Raw genomic sequence first — 15,457 nt, forward strand, 5'->3', positions numbered from 1 at the left:
CCCCTTGACGTCCGCCACCCGACGGGCAATCTGTCACCCATGTTCCTGCAATTCTTCACTTCTCTGCGCGACGCGCAGGTCCCCGTGACGCTGCGCGAATACCTCACGCTGGTGGAGGCGCTCGACGCCGATCTGGCGGATTATTCGGTCGAGAATTTCTACTATCTGTCGCGCACCGCGCTGGTGAAGGACGAACGCAATCTCGACAAGTTCGACCGCGTCTTCGGCACCGTGTTCAAGGGGCTGGAAAGCCTGCTCGATGCCATGGAGGGGGCCGAGATCCCCGAGGAGTGGCTGAAGAAGCTCGCCGAGAAATACCTGACGGACGAGGAGAAGAAGCAGATCGAGGCCATGGGCTGGGACAAGCTCATGGAGACCCTGAAGAAGCGCCTCGAGGAGCAGAAGGGCCGCCACCAGGGCGGCTCGAAATGGATCGGCACGGCAGGCACCTCGCCGTTCGGCGCCCACGGCTACAATCCCGAAGGCGTCCGCATCGGCCAGGAGAAGAACCGCAACAACCGCGCCGTGAAGGTGTGGGACAAGCGCGAGTTCAAGGATCTCGACGGCAATGTCGAGCTCGGCATCCGCAACATCAAGGTGGCGCTGCGCCGCCTGCGCAAGTTTGCGCGCACCGGCGCGCCCGACGAGCTCGATCTCGACACCACCATCCGCGAGACCGCCAATCACGGCTATCTCGACGTGCACATGCGTCCCGAGCGGCGCAATGCGGTGAAGCTTCTGGTGTTCTTCGACATCGGCGGCTCGATGGACGCGCATATCGAGCAGGTCGAGGAGCTGTTCTCGGCGGCGAAGAGCGAGTTCAAGCACATGGAGTATTTCTACTTCCACAATTGCCTCTATGAAGGGGTGTGGAAGCAGAACAAGCGCCGCTTCACCGACCGTACCCCGACCTGGGACGTGCTGCACAAATATCCTCACGACTACAAGATCGTGTTCGTCGGCGACGCCTCGATGTCGCCTTACGAGATCATGGTGCCCGGCGGTTCGGTCGAGCACGTCAACGAGGAGCCCGGCTCGGTCTGGCTCGACCGCATCATCCGCACCTATCCGCATTCGGTGTGGCTGAACCCGGTGCAGCAGAAGCACTGGGACTATTCGGAATCGACCACCATCATCAAACGCATCTTCGCCAACCGCATGTACCCGATCACGATCGAAGGTCTGGAAGGCGCGATGAAGGAATTGACGCACTAGCCACACACGCCGTCATTCCGGGGCTTGCGCAGCGAGAACCCGGAATCCATCGGGCGGCAGTGTCAGTGGAGGAATGGATTCCGGGCTCGCGACTGCGTCGCGCCCCGGAATGACGAGAAGAGGAGAACCACGTGCCCCAGACCATCACCCGCGGCATCAAGGCGCTGATCGACGAGGCCAATGCCGAGATCGAGACGCTCACAGCGAAGGATGCGATCGAGATATCCAAGAACGGCGACGTCGTCATCGTCGACATCCGCGATCCGCGCGAGATCGAGCGCGACGGCCGCATCCCCGGCGCGTTCGCCTGCACCCGCGGCATGCTCGAATTCTGGATCGATCCGCAGAGCCCCTATGCCAAGCCGGTGTTCCAGGAAGACAAGAAGTTCGTGTTCCACTGCGCCGGCGGCCTGCGCTCCGCACTTGCCGCCAAGACTGCCCAGGACATGGGCCTGAAGCCCGTCGCTCACATCGCCGGAGGCTACGCCGCCTGGCGTGACGCCGGCGGACCGGTGCAGCAATGGGAGCCGAAGAAGAAGGGGTGAGGGGGCTCGCTCCGTCATTCCGGGGCGCGCGCAGCGCGAGCCCGGAATCCATTCATCCACCAACACCGCCGCGCGATGGATTCCGGGCTCGCCCTCCGGGCGCCACGGAATGACAAGGAAACACCGATGGCCACCGATCCCCTCGTCTCCACCGAATGGCTCGCCGCCCACATCAACGACGCCAACGTCAAGGTGCTCGACGCCAGCTTCAAGCTGCCGGGCGTGCTGCCTCTGCCGAAGGACGACTATCTCGCCGCGCATCTGCCGGGCGCGGCGTTCTTCGACGTCGATGCGGTGTCCGATCATTCCAACCCGCTGCCGCATATGTATCCGAGCGCCGAGCAGTTCGGCCGTGACGTCGGCAATCTCGGCATCTCGAATGCCGACACCGTCGTGCTCTACGATGCCGGCGGCTGGGTCGCAGCGCCGCGCGCGTGGTGGATGTTCCTGTCCTATGGCCACGCCAACGTGCGCATCCTCAATGGCGGCCTGAAGAAGTGGCGCGCCGAAGCGCGCGCCGTGGAGAGCGGCGAGGTCAAGCCGAAGCCGGCGAGCTTCAAGGCGAGTTATGATGCGAAGCGTGTGCGCAGCATGCAGCAACTGGTCGCCAACGTCGAAAGCCGTGCCGAGCAGGTGATCGACGCGCGCGCTGCCGACCGTTTCGAGGGCCGTGCGCCGGAACCGCGGCTGGGCATCCGCTCCGGTCACATCCCCGGCGCCCGCAACGTGCCCTACAATCAGCTGTTCGATGCCGCGACCGGAACGATGAAGCCGCTCGACGATCTCCGCGCTGCGTTCACCGACGCCGGCGTCCAGCTCGACGCCCCGATCGTGACGAGCTGCGGTTCGGGCGTGTCGGCCGGCGTGCTGACGCTCGCGCTCTATCGCCTCGGCATCACCGACACCGCGCTCTATGACGGCTCATGGTCGGAATGGGGCCAGGAAAAAGGCCCGCCGGTCGCGACCGGGCCGGCGTGAGATTATTGCCGCGCGCGCGTGGTCGTTGCGGCGAGCGTCGGCTGCGGCCGTCCGAACGGATCGAGCTGCTGAACCGGCGGCGGTGGGCGCCGTACGATGCGGCGGCGCTTCTTCACCTTATGCGCCCGCGGCTTGGCCGCCTTGCTCTCCGGCGTGCTGCTGCCGGTCTTGACCTTCGCCGGCGGATCCTTCCAGGCCGTGGTCGCGGGATCGTTAAGTACGGCCATCTTGCCCGAGGTGATGTCGCGTGCCGATGATGCAAGGGCGGCACTGGGGTCGGCCGCCGCCGGCGCGCTGGCGGCCGCGGCAGGCTTGGTCTCGGGGATCGGCGCCGCGGTATCGGCCGGGGTGAGCGTGTCGGCGGGAGCCGGCGCCGCAGCGTCCGTTGTCTTCTCGGGCCCGGTCGTCTCGGGCTCGGACGTCTCGGCCTTGGTCGTCTCGGGCTTGATCATCTCGGGCTTGATCGTCTCGGGATTGGCCGGCTCGGCGGCCGGGACCTCAGCCGGAGCCACAACAACTTGCAGCCGGGCGTCGGTCCCGGTCGTCACCGTGGCCACCTGTTCGGGCTCGCTCAACGGCAGTGCGATGGTCGGCACCTGGTCGCGCAGCGATGGCGACGGCGTCGGCTCAGCGGCCGCCTCCGGCTCGGCGCGGAGGACCGCGAGCACAGGCTGGGCGGGCTCGGGAGCTTGCGCAAACACCTTCTCCTGCGGGCCGTTCCGCCAGGAGGGGTTGCTGACATACTGCTCATGGCTCGCCCGCAGCAGCGCGGCGGCGCCCAGGCCGAACACCAGGATGGAGGCTGACAGCAGGATCGCGGCAAACAGGAAGCGAAAGCCGGGAAGCATCGAGAAATTGCGAATTTCCGCCCCGGCGGCGACGTGCCAGGGCCCATGAGCCATCTGAACGCGGTGACGATACTGATTGCCGCGTTCGCCACGCAGGGATTCTGAGCTCAAAGCGGTGGCGAATCAGGCTTATTCGAACATAGCGCAACGATTCCGCGCCGTTCCGTAAAAACCGCGCCGAAAACTCCGCCGATTTGCCGCAGGAGATGATTTTCGCCCCGTGATGCAACGGGGCAACGGTAGTGTTGCGGATCACAAATCGGCAAGTCCGGCGCAAATAAGCCCGATATGTCTTGAATGTGCCGCTATCTTCGGTCATCTGGCCGTTAACGGTCCGGACGGGGCCCGGGGACTATACAAGAGCGATGATGATCAAACATTTTCTGACGATATGCGCTGCCGCAACAGTCGCTGCGGCGGGAACCTCGCTCGCACAGGCTCAGAGCTATCCGGTCCAGCAGGCGCCGAGCTATGGGGCGCCGGCTGAATACCGCCCCGGCGACCGCGCCCCGAATTTCGACGCGCTGGAAGATGACGACGATGCGATGCCGCAGGCTGCGTTGCCGCCGCCCGGCCCGGTCGACGATCCGCGTTACGGCCGTCCGGCCGGCCCTCCGGTCTATTCGGCGGCCCCGCCGCAGGGGCCGGTGATGTCGCCGGATGATCCGCGTTATGGCCGTCCGGCTGGTCCCCCGGTCTACTCGGCGGCGCCGTCACAGGGCCCCGTGATGTCACCCGATGATCCCCGCTATGGCCGTCCCGCCGGACCGCCCGCGGTGATCTATGCCGATCGCCCGGGCCAGGCACCCGGCGGCGACGGCCTGCGCCCGCCGGAGGCCGTCGGTGGTCCCGCAGCGACTGGAGCGGTTCAGGCGCAGCCCCCCGTGGGCAACGATGGCCGGCCGATGGCGATCGCTTCGCTGCCGCCCGAGGAGCAGCCCGACGCTGCGCCGGCGCAGCTTGCGCCGAACCTGCGCCGCCAGGAAGTCTCGCTGGCGACCAAGGAGCCGGCTGGAACGCTCATCGTCGATACCCCGAACACCTACCTCTATTACGTGCTCGGCAACGGCCGGGCGATCCGCTACGGCGTCCGCGTCGGCCGCGATGGTTTCACCTGGACCGGCGTGCAGAAGATCACCCGCAAGGCCGAGTGGCCGGATTGGCATCCGCCGACGGAAATGATCGAGCGCCAGCCCTATCTGCCGCGCTTCATGGCCGGCGGCCCCGGCAATCCGCTCGGCGCGCGCGCGATGTATCTCGGCTCGACGGTCTACCGCATTCACGGCACCAACCAGCCCTCGACGATCGGCAAGTTCGTCTCGTCCGGCTGCATCGGCATGCTGAACGAGGACGTCTCGGATCTGTTTGATCGGGTCAAGGTCGGCACCCGCGTGGTGGTGCTGCCGGGTGGCCCGCCGCCGGGAACGGCGACCGCTTCCGCTGCGCCGACGCCGGGTGCTGCCGGGCCGGCTCCGATGGCTGCCCAGGCTGGCCCCGTCCCGGGTACCCAGCCGACGGTGGTGCCGCCGCTGCCAGCGCCGGTCACCGTGCGCTAACCTCGCGTGGAACAATTGGATTGATTGCGGCGCGTGTGCCTCGGCCACGCGCCGCAAATGTTTGTGGCGCTGACGATGACCGGCGAGTGTGTTCGTCGGGGTGAATCCCGGCACGCGTCGACTACCTCACGGAAGAATTGCGACGACGTGAGGAGCACAGGATGCGAATCTTTGTTGCAGGCGCGACCGGTGCGATCGGTCGCCATCTGGTTGCCATGCTCATCGCCAAGGGACACACGGTCGTCGGCTCCACGCGAGCCACGGAAAAGGCCGGGATGCTCATGGCATTGGGGGCCGAACCCGTTGTCGCCGATGGCCTCGACCAGCTGCACCACCGGCGCGTGCCGCTGATCGGCGATGGCGGTGGTTACTGGTCGTTCACTCACACCGAAGATGCCGCGTCTGCCACCGTCGCCGCAGTCGAGCGCGGCCGTCCGGGCAACATCTACAACATCGTCGACGACCACCCGGCACAGGTCAGGGAATGGCTGCCGGCGCTGGCCGAGTTGCTGGGTGCCAAGCCGCCGCTTCACGTGCCGGCATGGCTCGGTCGGTTGTTGGCCGGCGAGCATATGGTCTCGATGATGACGCGTGCGCGGGGCTTCCAACGCCAAGGCCAGGCGCGAACTGGATTGGCTCCCGGCTCATACCTCCTGGCGCGACGGTTTCGCCGACGTGGCAAGGCAGCCCGTCAGCCAGCGCTCCGCCGCGTAGCCGACCGTCTAGGCCAGCTTCCGCGGCAGCTCGCCGCCCTTGGTCCAGGCATCGATCGCCTCGACCATCTGGCCGTAATGGATGCGCAGGCCGTCCTCGGTCGCGTAGCCGAGATGCGGCGTCAGCACGAGGTTGTCGAGCTTGCGGAACGGATGGTCCGTCGGCAACGGCTCGACCGAGAACACGTCGATGCCGGCGCCCGCGATCTTCTTCTGCTGCAAGGCCTCGAGCAGCGCCTGCTCGTCCACGATCGGCCCGCGCGCGGTGTTGACGAGGAAGGCCGTCGGCTTCATCCGCGCGAGATCGGCACGGCCGACCAGCCCGCGCGAACGCTCGCTCAGCACCACATGGATGGTGATGATATCGGCCTTGGCGAACAGCTCTTCCTTGCTGGCATAGCCGACGCCGGCGTCCTTGCACTTCTCCGGCGTGAGGTTCGGGCTCCATGCGATCACGTTCATGCCGAACGCTTTCGCAATGCCCGCCATCTTGCTGCCGAGCTTGCCGAGCCCGACGATGCCGAGCGTCATTCCCTCGATCTCGACGCCGGCAAAGGCCTGCCAGGGCGCGCCCGCATGCATGCGGGCGTTCTCGCGGCCGATGCCGCGGGTCAGCTCCAGGATCAGGCCCATGGTGAGCGGCGCGGTGGGGTCGCGGGAATATTGCGTGCCGCCGATCGTGACGCCCCGCGCCTTCGCGGCCTCCATGTCGATCGAGGCATTGCGCATGCCTGACGTCAGCAGCAGCTTCAGCTTGGGGAGCGACGCGAACAGGCTCTTGGGGAATGCCGTGCGCTCGCGCATCGCGCAGATGATGTCGACGTCGGCGAGCGCGCTGGCCGCGGCCTGCTCGGAGGCGAAGGGATGGCTGAACACGGTGACATCGACCCGGTCGGACAGGCTTTGCCAATCGGCAACGTCGAGGGCGAGGTTGAAATAGTCGTCCAGAATTGCACAGCGCAGCCGCGTCATCAGCGTTCATCCATGGCAAGGGGCGATGGCACCGGCGGGAGCGCCATCATCGGAACCCGGCCATGGTTGCGCGCAATCACACCTGCGCGCAAGCCGCCGACATTTCAAAAATCCGCTAGGGAAGAAGCGCTCAGAGGTCGCGGGGCTTGAGCCGGAACGGCGCATTCATGCCGTGCTTGGCGCGCCAGGCCGGGCCGGGGCCGCGCATGTAATGCAGTTCGGGCCGGTAAGGGTTGAAAGCGGTGGCGAAGAAGCGCTTCCAGAAGCCCTTGATCTCCGAGGCGAACGCGGAGGCGCTGCCGGCTTCTGCCGGAACGGGAAGGGAATTGGTCTCGATCATGGCCATGACGCTGTCTCGCTGTGCTCCCGTTCATTCTGAGCGGGTGGCGCTGTTTCCGCGCGAAACCAAGCTTTGGCCTGATTTATTAAAAGAAGGTTTCAATTGTCCGGATCGGCGGCGGGATGGTGTCCGTCCCGTATTCATCCGTGGTGAACGGAGGGAAAACATTGCCCTTTGGGGGCGGGATCGCTACATCGGCGGCAAGCAAATTTCCTCAAATCGAAGGTTTTCGGGACCGATGGCGCGCCAGTTCATCTATTTCATGCAGGGCCTGACCAAGAGCTATCCGACCCGGAAGGTGCTCGACAACATCCATCTGAGCTTCTACCCGGACGCCAAGATCGGCGTGCTCGGCGTCAACGGCTCGGGCAAGTCGACGCTGCTCAAGATCATGGCCGGCCTCGACAAGGAGTATAATGGCGAGGCCTGGGTCGCCCAGGGCGCCCGCGTCGGCTATCTCGAACAGGAACCGCACCTCGATGCCAGCTTGTCCGTGCGCGAGAACGTCATGCTGGGCGTCGCCAAACAGAAGGCCATCCTCGATCGCTACAACGAGCTGGCGATGAACTATTCCGAGGAGACGGCCGACGAGATGACCAAGCTGCAGGACGAGATCGAGGCCCAGGGCCTCTGGGATCTCGACAGCAAGGTCGATCAGGCCATGGACGCACTGCGTTGTCCGCCCGACGATGCCGACGTGACGAAACTGTCCGGCGGTGAGCGCCGTCGCGTCGCGCTGTGCAAGCTGCTGCTCGACCAGCCCGAACTCCTGCTGCTCGACGAGCCCACCAACCATCTCGACGCGGAGTCGGTGTCATGGCTGGAAGGACATCTGCGCAATTATCCCGGCGCGATCCTGATCGTCACCCATGATCGCTACTTCCTCGACAACGTCACGAGCTGGATCCTCGAGCTCGACCGCGGCAAGGGGATTCCCTACGAGGGCAATTACTCGTCCTGGCTGGTGCAGAAGCAGAAGCGGCTCGAGCAGGAGGGACGCGAGGACGCCGCGCACCTGAAGACGCTGGCCCGCGAGCAGGAGTGGGTCGCCTCGTCGCCGAAGGCGCGTCAGGCCAAGTCCAAGGCGCGTTACCAGCGCTACGAGGATCTGCTCAAGCAGGCCAGCGAGAAGCAGACCCAGACTGCGCAGATCATCATTCCCGTCGCCGAGCGGCTCGGTGCCAACGTGGTCGATTTCGAAGGCCTCAGCAAAGGCTTTGGCGATCGCCTGCTGATCGACGATCTCACCTTCAAGCTGCCGCCCGGCGGCATCGTCGGCGTGATCGGCCCCAACGGCGCCGGCAAGACCACGCTGTTCAAGATGATCACCAAGCAGGAAGCGCCGGACAAGGGCACCATCACGGTCGGCGAGACCGTGCATCTCGGCTATGTCGACCAGTCGCGCGACGCGCTCGACGGCAGCAAGAACGTCTGGGAGGAGATCTCCGGCGGCAACGAGCTGATCCTGCTCGGCAAGAAGGAAGTGAACTCGCGCGGCTATTGCTCGGCCTTCAACTTCAAGGGCGCCGACCAGCAGAAGAAGGTCGGCGCGCTATCGGGCGGTGAACGCAACCGCGTGCATCTCGCCAAGATGTTGAAGTCCGGCGCCAACGTTCTGCTGCTCGACGAACCGACCAACGACCTCGACGTCGACACCCTGCGTGCGCTCGAAGAGGCGCTGGAGGATTTCGCCGGCTGCGCCGTCATCATCAGCCATGATCGCTGGTTCCTCGACCGCATCGCGACCCATATCCTGGCCTTCGAAGGCGACAGCCACGTCGAATGGTTCGAAGGCAACTTCCAGGACTACGAGAAGGACAAGATGCGCCGGCTCGGCCAGGACAGCATCATTCCGCACCGCGTGAAGTACAAGAAGCTGACGCGGTGATCCGGGCATGATGCGGCGGATGCTCATCGCTGCGGTGATCGTGATCACCTGCGGATGGTCGTCCGCCCGCGCCGCCGATGCCGCTTTCACGCAATTCATCGCCTCGCTCTGGCCGGAGGCGCAGGCCGCCGGCGTGTCGCGTGCGACGTTCGAGCGAGAGACGCGCGGGCTCGAGCCCGATTACAAGCTGCCTGATCTGATTTTGCCGGGACGGCCCGCGACGGGTGCGCCGTCGCAGGCCGAGTTCGTTCAGGTGCCGGCTGACTACGTCAAGGAAGCCTCGATCGCGCGGCTTGCGGGTGAGGGACAGCGGCTGATGCAAAAATATCGTCCGGCGCTGACGGAGATCGAGAGAAACTCCGGTGTGCCTGCGTCCGTCATGCTCGCGATCTGGGGTCGCGAGACCGATTACGGCCGCTACACGCTGCCTTACGACCTCGTGCGCGTGCTGGCGACGCAGGCCTATGTCGGCCGCCGCAAGGACACCTATCGCAACGAGTTCATCCTCTCGCTGAAGATCCTCGGCGAGGGCGCGGTGACGCGCAAGGACATGCGCTCGTCCTGGGCCGGTGCCACCGGGCTCACGCAGTTCCTGCCGTCGGAATATTACAAGCACGGCGTCGATTTCGACCGCGACGGCCGTATCGACATCTGGCACTCGGTGCCGGATGCGCTGGCATCGGCCGCACAGCAGCTCGTCAACAAGGGCTGGCAGAACGGCGTGCGTTGGGCCTACGAGGTGCAGGCGCCGGCGAAGGTCGATTGCACCGCCGGCGTGCCCGAGGTGACGAAGCCGATCGGCCAGTGGCTGCGCGAAGGCTTTGTGCCGGTCCGTGGACAAAAGCTCAGCGCCGCCGAGCAGGCGCAGCCGGCCTCGCTGCTCCAGCCGGAAGGCATCTACGGTCCGTCATTCCTGACCACGAAGAACTACTTCGTCATCAAGGAATACAATTTCTCCGACCTCTATGTGCTGTTCGTCGGCCATCTCAGTGACAGCATGACCAGCCCGTTGCCGTTCGCGACGGCCTGGTCGGCCTCCAAGCAGTTGCGCACCAAGGACGTCGAGACCATGCAGCGCGGGCTCACGCGCGTCGGGCTCTACAAGGACAAGATCGACGGCAAGGCCGGCATGCAGACGCGCGCCGCGCTCGGCGCCTATCAGAAGTCGGCAGGTCTCAAGGTCGATTGCTGGCCGAGCGAAGAGGTGCTGCGCTCGATCCAGGCGGCGCGGTAGCGACGCAGCTCTTCGCCAAAGAAAAAAGCCCGGCCGATGGTTTCGGCCGGGCTTCGATCGCGGCGCGGAGGCGCCTGACGATCAGATCTTGCGATCAGATCAATAGCAAACGCGAACCGGGCGAACGACCCAGCCATAGCCGTCCCAATAGCGCTGGCGCTGCCAATAGCAGGGCGGGGGCGGCGGGCCGGGCTCGGCCACGTAAACCGGACCACCATAGGCCGGACGGCTCGACGCGATGGCGCCGCCGACGATCGCGCCGCCGATCAGGCCGGCCGCGATGCCGACACCGACGCCGTCACGGGCCTGGGCGGACGGCGTGGCGGTCACCAGCGAACCGGCGATCGTCGCAACCGTGAGGGCGGCAACTAAAGTCTTCTTCATGCTCTTGGCTCTCCTGAGAGGTGGACGCTCCTTGTTAGAAGCGCCCGGGGTTCAAAGGTTCACGCAGACTCTGATGGGATTGGCCTTGCAGCTAGGAAGCGCGCAAATGGTCAATCCGCGGTAAACGCACACGGAGCTGTGACGAGAAAAAGCGGTCTTTTTCAGGCCCCGAGATGAACGGCGCATCCGTAGTGAACCGGACCAGCAAGCGGTTTAAGCGGTTCAAGTCGCCTCAGCCACAGACTCTGACGCGGCGGACGCGCCAGCCATAGCCGTCCCAGAAGCGCTGCTTCTGCCAGACGCAGCCGTTGCCGTAATAGTCGTCGGCGACATAGCCGGGACCCGGCGCGTAATAGCGGGGCGGGTAGTAGCCGGGGCCATAGCCCGGACCATATCCGTAGGCGGGACCGGGTCCGTAATAATACGGAGAAGCCAGCGCCCCGCCGACAATGGCACCGCCGATGATTCCGGCGGCCACGCCCGCAGCGACGCCGCGCTGCGCGTGGGCTGGCGTTACGGCCGTCAGGGCCAGGGTGGCGACGGCAGCGACCGCCAGGAGCGACTTCTTCATTGGCTTGACCTCTTCATACGCGGAACTCTTTGGGGACCAGAGTTCCATACTTCGTTTGAATGATCAATGAACGGCACCTTTGCCGGGTGCGACCAAATAATATGGATCGGGCACTCCGCCAGGCGGGGATGATGGGCAATACGATGATGAATGCTTTGATCGCCGCCGGGATCGCGTTCGCGATCGGCTACGGCTGGTTCACCCACCTCCAGAACCGCGTCCGGCGCTCCCGCGCTGCGACCGGTGGCGATGGGGAAGCAGCGAGAGCTATTCGGGAACCAGCGACGGCTTCTCGCTTGGAAGCTGGTTCTCCAGCGACAGTTCGGGAAGCTCGACCGACGGCGGCAGCTGTTCCACGAGCGATGGCGGCAGCAGTGGCGGGGATTGCGGAGGTGGCGACGGTGGGGGAGGCGGTGGCGGCGACTAGGTCCTCCGCAATCTTGATCCAGCGCAACTCGCTATTTTAGAGCCGTTCTAGGCTGTTTCCGGGCTAGTTTGGAATAGCTTCAAATTCCGGTTTTTCCTTTTGCATCCGGGCGGCCCCTTAAATATCGATGATGGCGCATCACCGAAGGGCCTTCCGCTTCCATGATCGTTTGTTCCTGTAACGTGCTGAGCGATGATGACATCCGCGCCGCCGTCGCCGAGTCCGACGACGCCGTGCGCCATGCCAAGCAGATCTACGGGTGCCTCGGCTGCAGCGCCGAATGCGGCCGCTGTGCGCGGACGATCAAGACCATCATCGACGAGGCGCTCGGCCCCTGTGCCAAGTCTTGCTGCTCCGGCTGCCCGCACAGCCACACGGTAGCAGCCAACGACGAGACGGCTGAGCCTGCCCAGTTCGCCCTCGCGGCCTGCTGAAATCTTCCGCCCCTCGGCTGAGCTTTTCCCCCGGCTGCGTCCCCGTAGCCGGTTGCTCCCATCTTTAAACTCATTTAGAAGCGTTCTAAATTCGGTTTAGGGCCGATTTGGACTGCAAGAGCTGGAGTGAACCATGCAGGGCGACGCAAAAGTTATCGACTATCTCAACAAGGCACTGCGTCACGAACTGACTGCGATCAACCAGTACTGGCTGCACTACCGCTTTCTCGACAATTGGGGCCTCCTCGACATGGCCAAGGTCTGGCGCAAGGAGTCCATCGAGGAAATGGAGCACGCCGACAAGCTCACCGCGCGCATCCTGTTCTTCGACGGCTTCCCGAACATGCAGGTGCTCGATCCCCTGCGCATCGGCCAGAACGTCAAGGAGATCATCGAGTGCGACCTCGCCGCCGAGATGAGCGCGCGGGCCCTGTACCAGGAAGCGGCGACTTACTGCCACGGCGTCAAGGACTACGTCACGCGTGACCTGTTCGAGAAGCTGATGAGCGACGAGGAGCATCACATCGACTTCCTCGAAACCCAGCTCGACCTGATCGGCCGCATCGGCCTCGAACTCTACACCCAGAAGCACGTCGGCGGGCTCGAGGGCGAGGGGCACTGAGCCCTGAGGTCGCCACACACTCCCGTATCGTCCCGGCCTCGCCGGCACGACACAAAGCTGGCTGCGCCGCCTACAGCTGCGCCTTGTAGCGCCCTTCCACGATCTCCTGACTGTCCGGCTCGCCGAGGCTGGTCTGGTCGTGGATGATTTCGGTGATGCTCGGCATCACCGAGCGCGGCACCTTCTCCGGGGACCATAGCTTCGAGCGCATCAGCGCCTTGCCGCAGTGGAAATAGACTTCGCTGACGGCGACGTTCAGCACCGCGCGCGGCGGCTTGCCGAACTCCACCATCGAGGCGAGCAGGTCCGGATCGGCCGACAGCGTGCCGCGTCCGCCGACCCGCAGCGTCTCGTCGATGCCGGGCACGAAGAACAACAAATGTACGAAGCCCGAGCCTTCGACGACGTTGCGAAAACTGTCGATCCGGTTGTTGCCGGAGCGGTCGGGCATCAGCAACTGGTTGGGGCCGGCGACGTGGACGAAGCCGATGCCGCCGCCGCGCGGCGACGCGTCCACGCTGCCATCGGTGCCAGAGGTCGCGAGCACGCAGAACGGCGACATCTCGATGAATTTCTTCGCATGCGCATCTATCGCGGGACGCGCTTTGGCGATCACGCGCGGGCTCGGCTTGGCATAGATGGTGGCGAGGTCTTCGGCGCAAAGATCAGTCACGAAGGTCTCCCTGATTGGAGGCTCGAGGATATCATTCCCCGGCCTGGTCGCTATCCCATTTCTCACGGCGCCACGGCCAGTCGACCACGCCAGCACAATACAGAGCCCACCAGATCAGGACCGGCTGAAGCACCAGCCGTGGCCCGTGGTACAGCCAACTGTTGGGGATGGGTGGCAGGTCGATGCCCTGCAGGGCGTGCCTGATGTTCGCCGGCCACACACAAAGCGCATAGAGCGCAAGTGCGACGCCCGCCCACCAGCGCAGCGGCTTCGTCACCAGCGCGATGGCACCTGCGATCTCGCAGACGCCGGTGACGAGGATGACCTGCATCGCAAAGGGGACCCAGCGCGGCGTGATTGCGAGCAGCTTGTCCGGAACCCAGAGATGCGCGATGCCCGCAGCCAGATAGAATGCCGCGAGAACGAAGCGCATGACGGTGCGTGTCCGATCGTTGGTGCGATTGATATCCATCAGCCGAAATAGCATGCGCGGCAGGGAGTGACCACCGAATGTCGCAGCGAGCGGGAGTAGCACAATCGGATGGTTCAGGTAGCGTTGAATACCAATTTCGCTTATAACGCGTGAGATAATTTTTCGATTTTAAAGAAAGGAATTCGCCATGGCCCCCACGCAGGCAATGCGGGTCGCGGGCGATGGGCCGCGCCGTCGCAAGCACGTCCCGGGACAGTTGATCGTTCGGTTGAAGCCGTCCGCCTTGCGGCAGATCGTGGCGATGTCACTTCAGGCGACGACGCCGCGTGCGCTGATGGCCGCGATGCCCGATGAAGTCAGAGGTCCGATCGATTTTCTGCACGACAAGCTCGGGCTTCAGTCGATGAAGCCGCTGTTCGTGGTCGATGGTGGTGATGCACCCGCGCGGCCGCAGGCGATGGCTTTGGCCGCGGTTCATCGCGCGATGGCACGCTCCGCAACGGCGGCTCCGCGGGAGGCGCTGGCCGGATTTCAGATCGTGCAGGTGAAGGACAGGAAGATGGACGAAGGAGTCCTGAAGCGCCTGCGTGCCTCCAGGGCGGTGGACCTGATCGAGCCCGTTCCCAACCGATGGCTCAGTGCCGCGGCCGATCCCATGAAGATTCGGCAGTGGGGCCTTCGCGCCATCAGGTGGTTCGACAGACCGCGGCCAGGTGCGGGGCGGGTTCACGTTGCCGTGCTCGACAGTGGTGTCGACGCCCGACATCCCGATCTCGCAGAAACGATCGAGGAATATCGTCACGACGGCAACGTCGCGCGCGATTTCCTCGGCCATGGCACCCATGTCAGCGGCACGATCGCGGCCGTGGTCAATAATTCGGCCGGCATCGCAGGCGTGGCCAATTGCCGTCTGCATTGCTGGAAGGTGTTTGACGATCCCAAGCGCCCAGGCGACGACGAGAACTTCAACTTCGAGTTCTACAGCAAGGCGCTCGCGGCTGCGCTCGATTCCAGCATCAAGGTCATCAACCTCAGCATTGGGGGTGAGGACCATTCGAAGGCGGAAGCGACGATCTTCGCCGAACTGATCGATGCCGGCGTCGTCATCTCCACCGCCATGGGCAACGAGTTCGAGGACGGCAACCCGAAGGAGTATCCGGCGGGCTACGCGGACACGATCGGAGTTGGCGCCGTCGACGAGTCCCATCGGCGCGCCTCGTTCTCCAACACGGGGAAGCACATCAAGCTGGTCGCCCCGGGGGTCAACATCCTGTCGACGGTACCCCGGGTGAAGGCAAGCTTCGCCGACCATACCAGCTACGATTCCTGGCCCGGAACGTCGATGGCAACGCCGCATGTCACGGGTGCCGCCGCACTCGTCTATATCAACAGGCCGAAATCCAGGGCGGCCGGGCTTGCGGTCGCCAGGCGCCTGATCGCGACCGCGACGAAATTGCCGGCGATGCGGGGAAGGGATTTCACGCAAGAATATGGTGCCGGCCTCCTGGACGTTGCCGCTGCGCTCGGCCGTGCAAAGACGGGCAGGAAAATCGGCAGGAAAACCGGCAAGAAAACAGCCAAAGCGAGGAAGGGACGAAAATAGGTCTGCGACCTTGAACGGGCG

Annotated in this window: 16 protein-coding genes; 9 read left to right on the plus strand and 7 right to left on the minus strand. The window is 64.7% G+C overall.

Annotated features, from left to right (window positions below; genetic code table 11):
- Positions 1–39 precede the first annotated feature (39 nt).
- The 3 genes from JQ572_RS19345 (at position 40) to sseA (ending at position 2,738) form a co-directional block, all read left to right on the plus strand.
- The gene (locus JQ572_RS19345; protein ID WP_211384411.1) at positions 40–1,215 is read left to right on the plus strand and encodes a vWA domain-containing protein; all 1,176 of its coding nucleotides are present in this window, start codon (positions 40–42) and stop codon (positions 1,213–1,215) included.
- Positions 1,216–1,346: 131 nt separating this feature from the next.
- On the plus strand, positions 1,347–1,760 hold the full coding sequence (locus tag JQ572_RS19350; RefSeq protein ID WP_211384412.1) for a rhodanese-like domain-containing protein: 414 nt from the start codon (positions 1,347–1,349) through the stop codon (positions 1,758–1,760).
- A 126-nt stretch (positions 1,761–1,886) separates the two neighbouring features.
- Positions 1,887–2,738 carry a 3-mercaptopyruvate sulfurtransferase gene (gene sseA / locus JQ572_RS19355; RefSeq protein ID WP_211384413.1) on the plus strand — a complete coding sequence of 284 codons (852 nt, stop codon included), beginning with the start codon at positions 1,887–1,889 and terminating at the stop codon, positions 2,736–2,738.
- 2 nt (positions 2,739–2,740) lie between these two features.
- Here the strand turns inward: sseA and JQ572_RS19360 are convergent, their stop codons facing one another.
- The gene (locus tag JQ572_RS19360) at positions 2,741–3,586 is read right to left on the minus strand and encodes a hypothetical protein (RefSeq protein WP_211384414.1); all 846 of its coding nucleotides are present in this window, start codon (positions 3,584–3,586) and stop codon (positions 2,741–2,743) included.
- Between the two features lie 368 nt (positions 3,587–3,954).
- Here JQ572_RS19360 and JQ572_RS19365 point away from each other — a divergent pair, with 368 nt between their 5' ends.
- A complete protein-coding gene (locus JQ572_RS19365; RefSeq protein ID WP_211384415.1) occupies positions 3,955–5,142 on the plus strand; it encodes a L,D-transpeptidase family protein in 1,188 nt (395 codons plus the stop codon).
- 722 nt (positions 5,143–5,864) lie between these two features.
- Here the strand turns inward: JQ572_RS19365 and JQ572_RS19375 are convergent.
- Complete coding sequence (locus JQ572_RS19375) at positions 5,865–6,827, minus strand: D-2-hydroxyacid dehydrogenase family protein (RefSeq protein ID WP_211384416.1); 963 nt, start codon at positions 6,825–6,827, stop codon at positions 5,865–5,867.
- Positions 6,828–6,957: 130 nt separating this feature from the next.
- Positions 6,958–7,173, minus strand: coding sequence for a hypothetical protein (locus JQ572_RS19380; RefSeq protein WP_018454129.1), 216 nt, complete (start codon positions 7,171–7,173; stop codon positions 6,958–6,960).
- A gap of 232 nt (positions 7,174–7,405) precedes the next feature.
- On the opposite strand from JQ572_RS19380, the gene ettA reads away from it, so the two are divergent.
- A complete protein-coding gene (gene ettA, locus JQ572_RS19385) occupies positions 7,406–9,055 on the plus strand; it encodes an energy-dependent translational throttle protein EttA (protein WP_211384417.1) in 1,650 nt (549 codons plus the stop codon).
- A 7-nt stretch (positions 9,056–9,062) separates the two neighbouring features.
- Complete coding sequence (locus tag JQ572_RS19390; protein ID WP_211384418.1) at positions 9,063–10,289, plus strand: lytic murein transglycosylase; 1,227 nt, start codon at positions 9,063–9,065, stop codon at positions 10,287–10,289.
- Positions 10,290–10,388: 99 nt separating this feature from the next.
- On the opposite strand, the gene JQ572_RS19395 is transcribed toward JQ572_RS19390, so the two are convergent.
- Together JQ572_RS19395 and JQ572_RS19400 are read right to left on the minus strand one after the other, a co-directional pair.
- Positions 10,389–10,673: a hypothetical protein gene (locus tag JQ572_RS19395; RefSeq protein ID WP_211384419.1), complete on the minus strand. Its 285-nt coding sequence runs from the start codon at positions 10,671–10,673 to the stop codon at positions 10,389–10,391.
- A 232-nt stretch (positions 10,674–10,905) separates the two neighbouring features.
- Entirely contained in the window at positions 10,906–11,244 is a 339-nt protein-coding gene (locus JQ572_RS19400) for a hypothetical protein (RefSeq protein ID WP_211384420.1), read from the minus strand.
- Positions 11,245–11,832: 588 nt separating this feature from the next.
- On the opposite strand from JQ572_RS19400, the gene JQ572_RS19405 reads away from it, so the two are divergent.
- Positions 11,833–12,105 carry a (2Fe-2S)-binding protein gene (locus tag JQ572_RS19405; protein ID WP_195802814.1) on the plus strand — a complete coding sequence of 91 codons (273 nt, stop codon included), beginning with the start codon at positions 11,833–11,835 and terminating at the stop codon, positions 12,103–12,105.
- 133 nt (positions 12,106–12,238) lie between these two features.
- Positions 12,239–12,727 carry a bacterioferritin gene (gene bfr / locus JQ572_RS19410; RefSeq protein WP_011089420.1) on the plus strand — a complete coding sequence of 163 codons (489 nt, stop codon included), beginning with the start codon at positions 12,239–12,241 and terminating at the stop codon, positions 12,725–12,727.
- 70 nt (positions 12,728–12,797) lie between these two features.
- Here the strand turns inward: bfr and JQ572_RS19415 are convergent, their stop codons facing one another.
- Both JQ572_RS19415 and JQ572_RS19420 read right to left on the minus strand, forming a co-directional pair.
- A complete protein-coding gene (locus JQ572_RS19415) occupies positions 12,798–13,400 on the minus strand; it encodes an MSMEG_1061 family FMN-dependent PPOX-type flavoprotein (RefSeq protein ID WP_211384421.1) in 603 nt (200 codons plus the stop codon).
- Between the two features lie 31 nt (positions 13,401–13,431).
- The gene (locus JQ572_RS19420) at positions 13,432–13,833 is read right to left on the minus strand and encodes a DoxX family protein (protein WP_249129123.1); all 402 of its coding nucleotides are present in this window, start codon (positions 13,831–13,833) and stop codon (positions 13,432–13,434) included.
- A gap of 187 nt (positions 13,834–14,020) precedes the next feature.
- Between JQ572_RS19420 and JQ572_RS19425 the strand changes: the two genes are divergently transcribed.
- A complete protein-coding gene (locus JQ572_RS19425; RefSeq protein WP_211384423.1) occupies positions 14,021–15,436 on the plus strand; it encodes a S8 family peptidase in 1,416 nt (471 codons plus the stop codon).
- The last annotated feature ends 21 nt before the right edge of the window (positions 15,437–15,457 follow it).

Origin of the sequence: Bradyrhizobium sp. SZCCT0153, from assembly GCF_018129995.1 — a bacterium.
Lineage (GTDB): Bacteria > Pseudomonadota > Alphaproteobacteria > Rhizobiales > Xanthobacteraceae > Bradyrhizobium > Bradyrhizobium japonicum_G.

What these genes read in the sequence shown, in the direction of transcription:
- JQ572_RS19345 (WP_211384411.1), top strand. Translation starts at nt 40, where the DNA reads ATGTTCCTGCAATTCTTCACTTCTCTGCGCGACGCGCAGGTCCCCGTG.
- JQ572_RS19365 (WP_211384415.1), top strand. Translation starts at nt 3,955, where the DNA reads ATGATCAAACATTTTCTGACGATATGCGCTGCCGCAACAGTCGCTGCG.
- sseA (WP_211384413.1), top strand. Translation starts at nt 1,887, where the DNA reads ATGGCCACCGATCCCCTCGTCTCCACCGAATGGCTCGCCGCCCACATC.
- JQ572_RS19420 (WP_249129123.1), bottom strand. Translation starts at nt 13,833, where the DNA reads ATGCGCTTCGTTCTCGCGGCATTCTATCTGGCTGCGGGCATCGCGCAT.
- bfr (WP_011089420.1), top strand. Translation starts at nt 12,239, where the DNA reads ATGCAGGGCGACGCAAAAGTTATCGACTATCTCAACAAGGCACTGCGT.
- JQ572_RS19360 (WP_211384414.1), bottom strand. Translation starts at nt 3,586, where the DNA reads ATGCTTCCCGGCTTTCGCTTCCTGTTTGCCGCGATCCTGCTGTCAGCC.
- JQ572_RS19400 (WP_211384420.1), bottom strand. Translation starts at nt 11,244, where the DNA reads ATGAAGAAGTCGCTCCTGGCGGTCGCTGCCGTCGCCACCCTGGCCCTG.
- JQ572_RS19395 (WP_211384419.1), bottom strand. Translation starts at nt 10,673, where the DNA reads ATGAAGAAGACTTTAGTTGCCGCCCTCACGGTTGCGACGATCGCCGGT.
- JQ572_RS19405 (WP_195802814.1), top strand. Translation starts at nt 11,833, where the DNA reads ATGATCGTTTGTTCCTGTAACGTGCTGAGCGATGATGACATCCGCGCC.
- JQ572_RS19375 (WP_211384416.1), bottom strand. Translation starts at nt 6,827, where the DNA reads ATGACGCGGCTGCGCTGTGCAATTCTGGACGACTATTTCAACCTCGCC.
- ettA (WP_211384417.1), top strand. Translation starts at nt 7,406, where the DNA reads ATGGCGCGCCAGTTCATCTATTTCATGCAGGGCCTGACCAAGAGCTAT.
- JQ572_RS19425 (WP_211384423.1), top strand. Translation starts at nt 14,021, where the DNA reads ATGGCCCCCACGCAGGCAATGCGGGTCGCGGGCGATGGGCCGCGCCGT.
- JQ572_RS19380 (WP_018454129.1), bottom strand. Translation starts at nt 7,173, where the DNA reads ATGGCCATGATCGAGACCAATTCCCTTCCCGTTCCGGCAGAAGCCGGC.
- JQ572_RS19390 (WP_211384418.1), top strand. Translation starts at nt 9,063, where the DNA reads ATGATGCGGCGGATGCTCATCGCTGCGGTGATCGTGATCACCTGCGGA.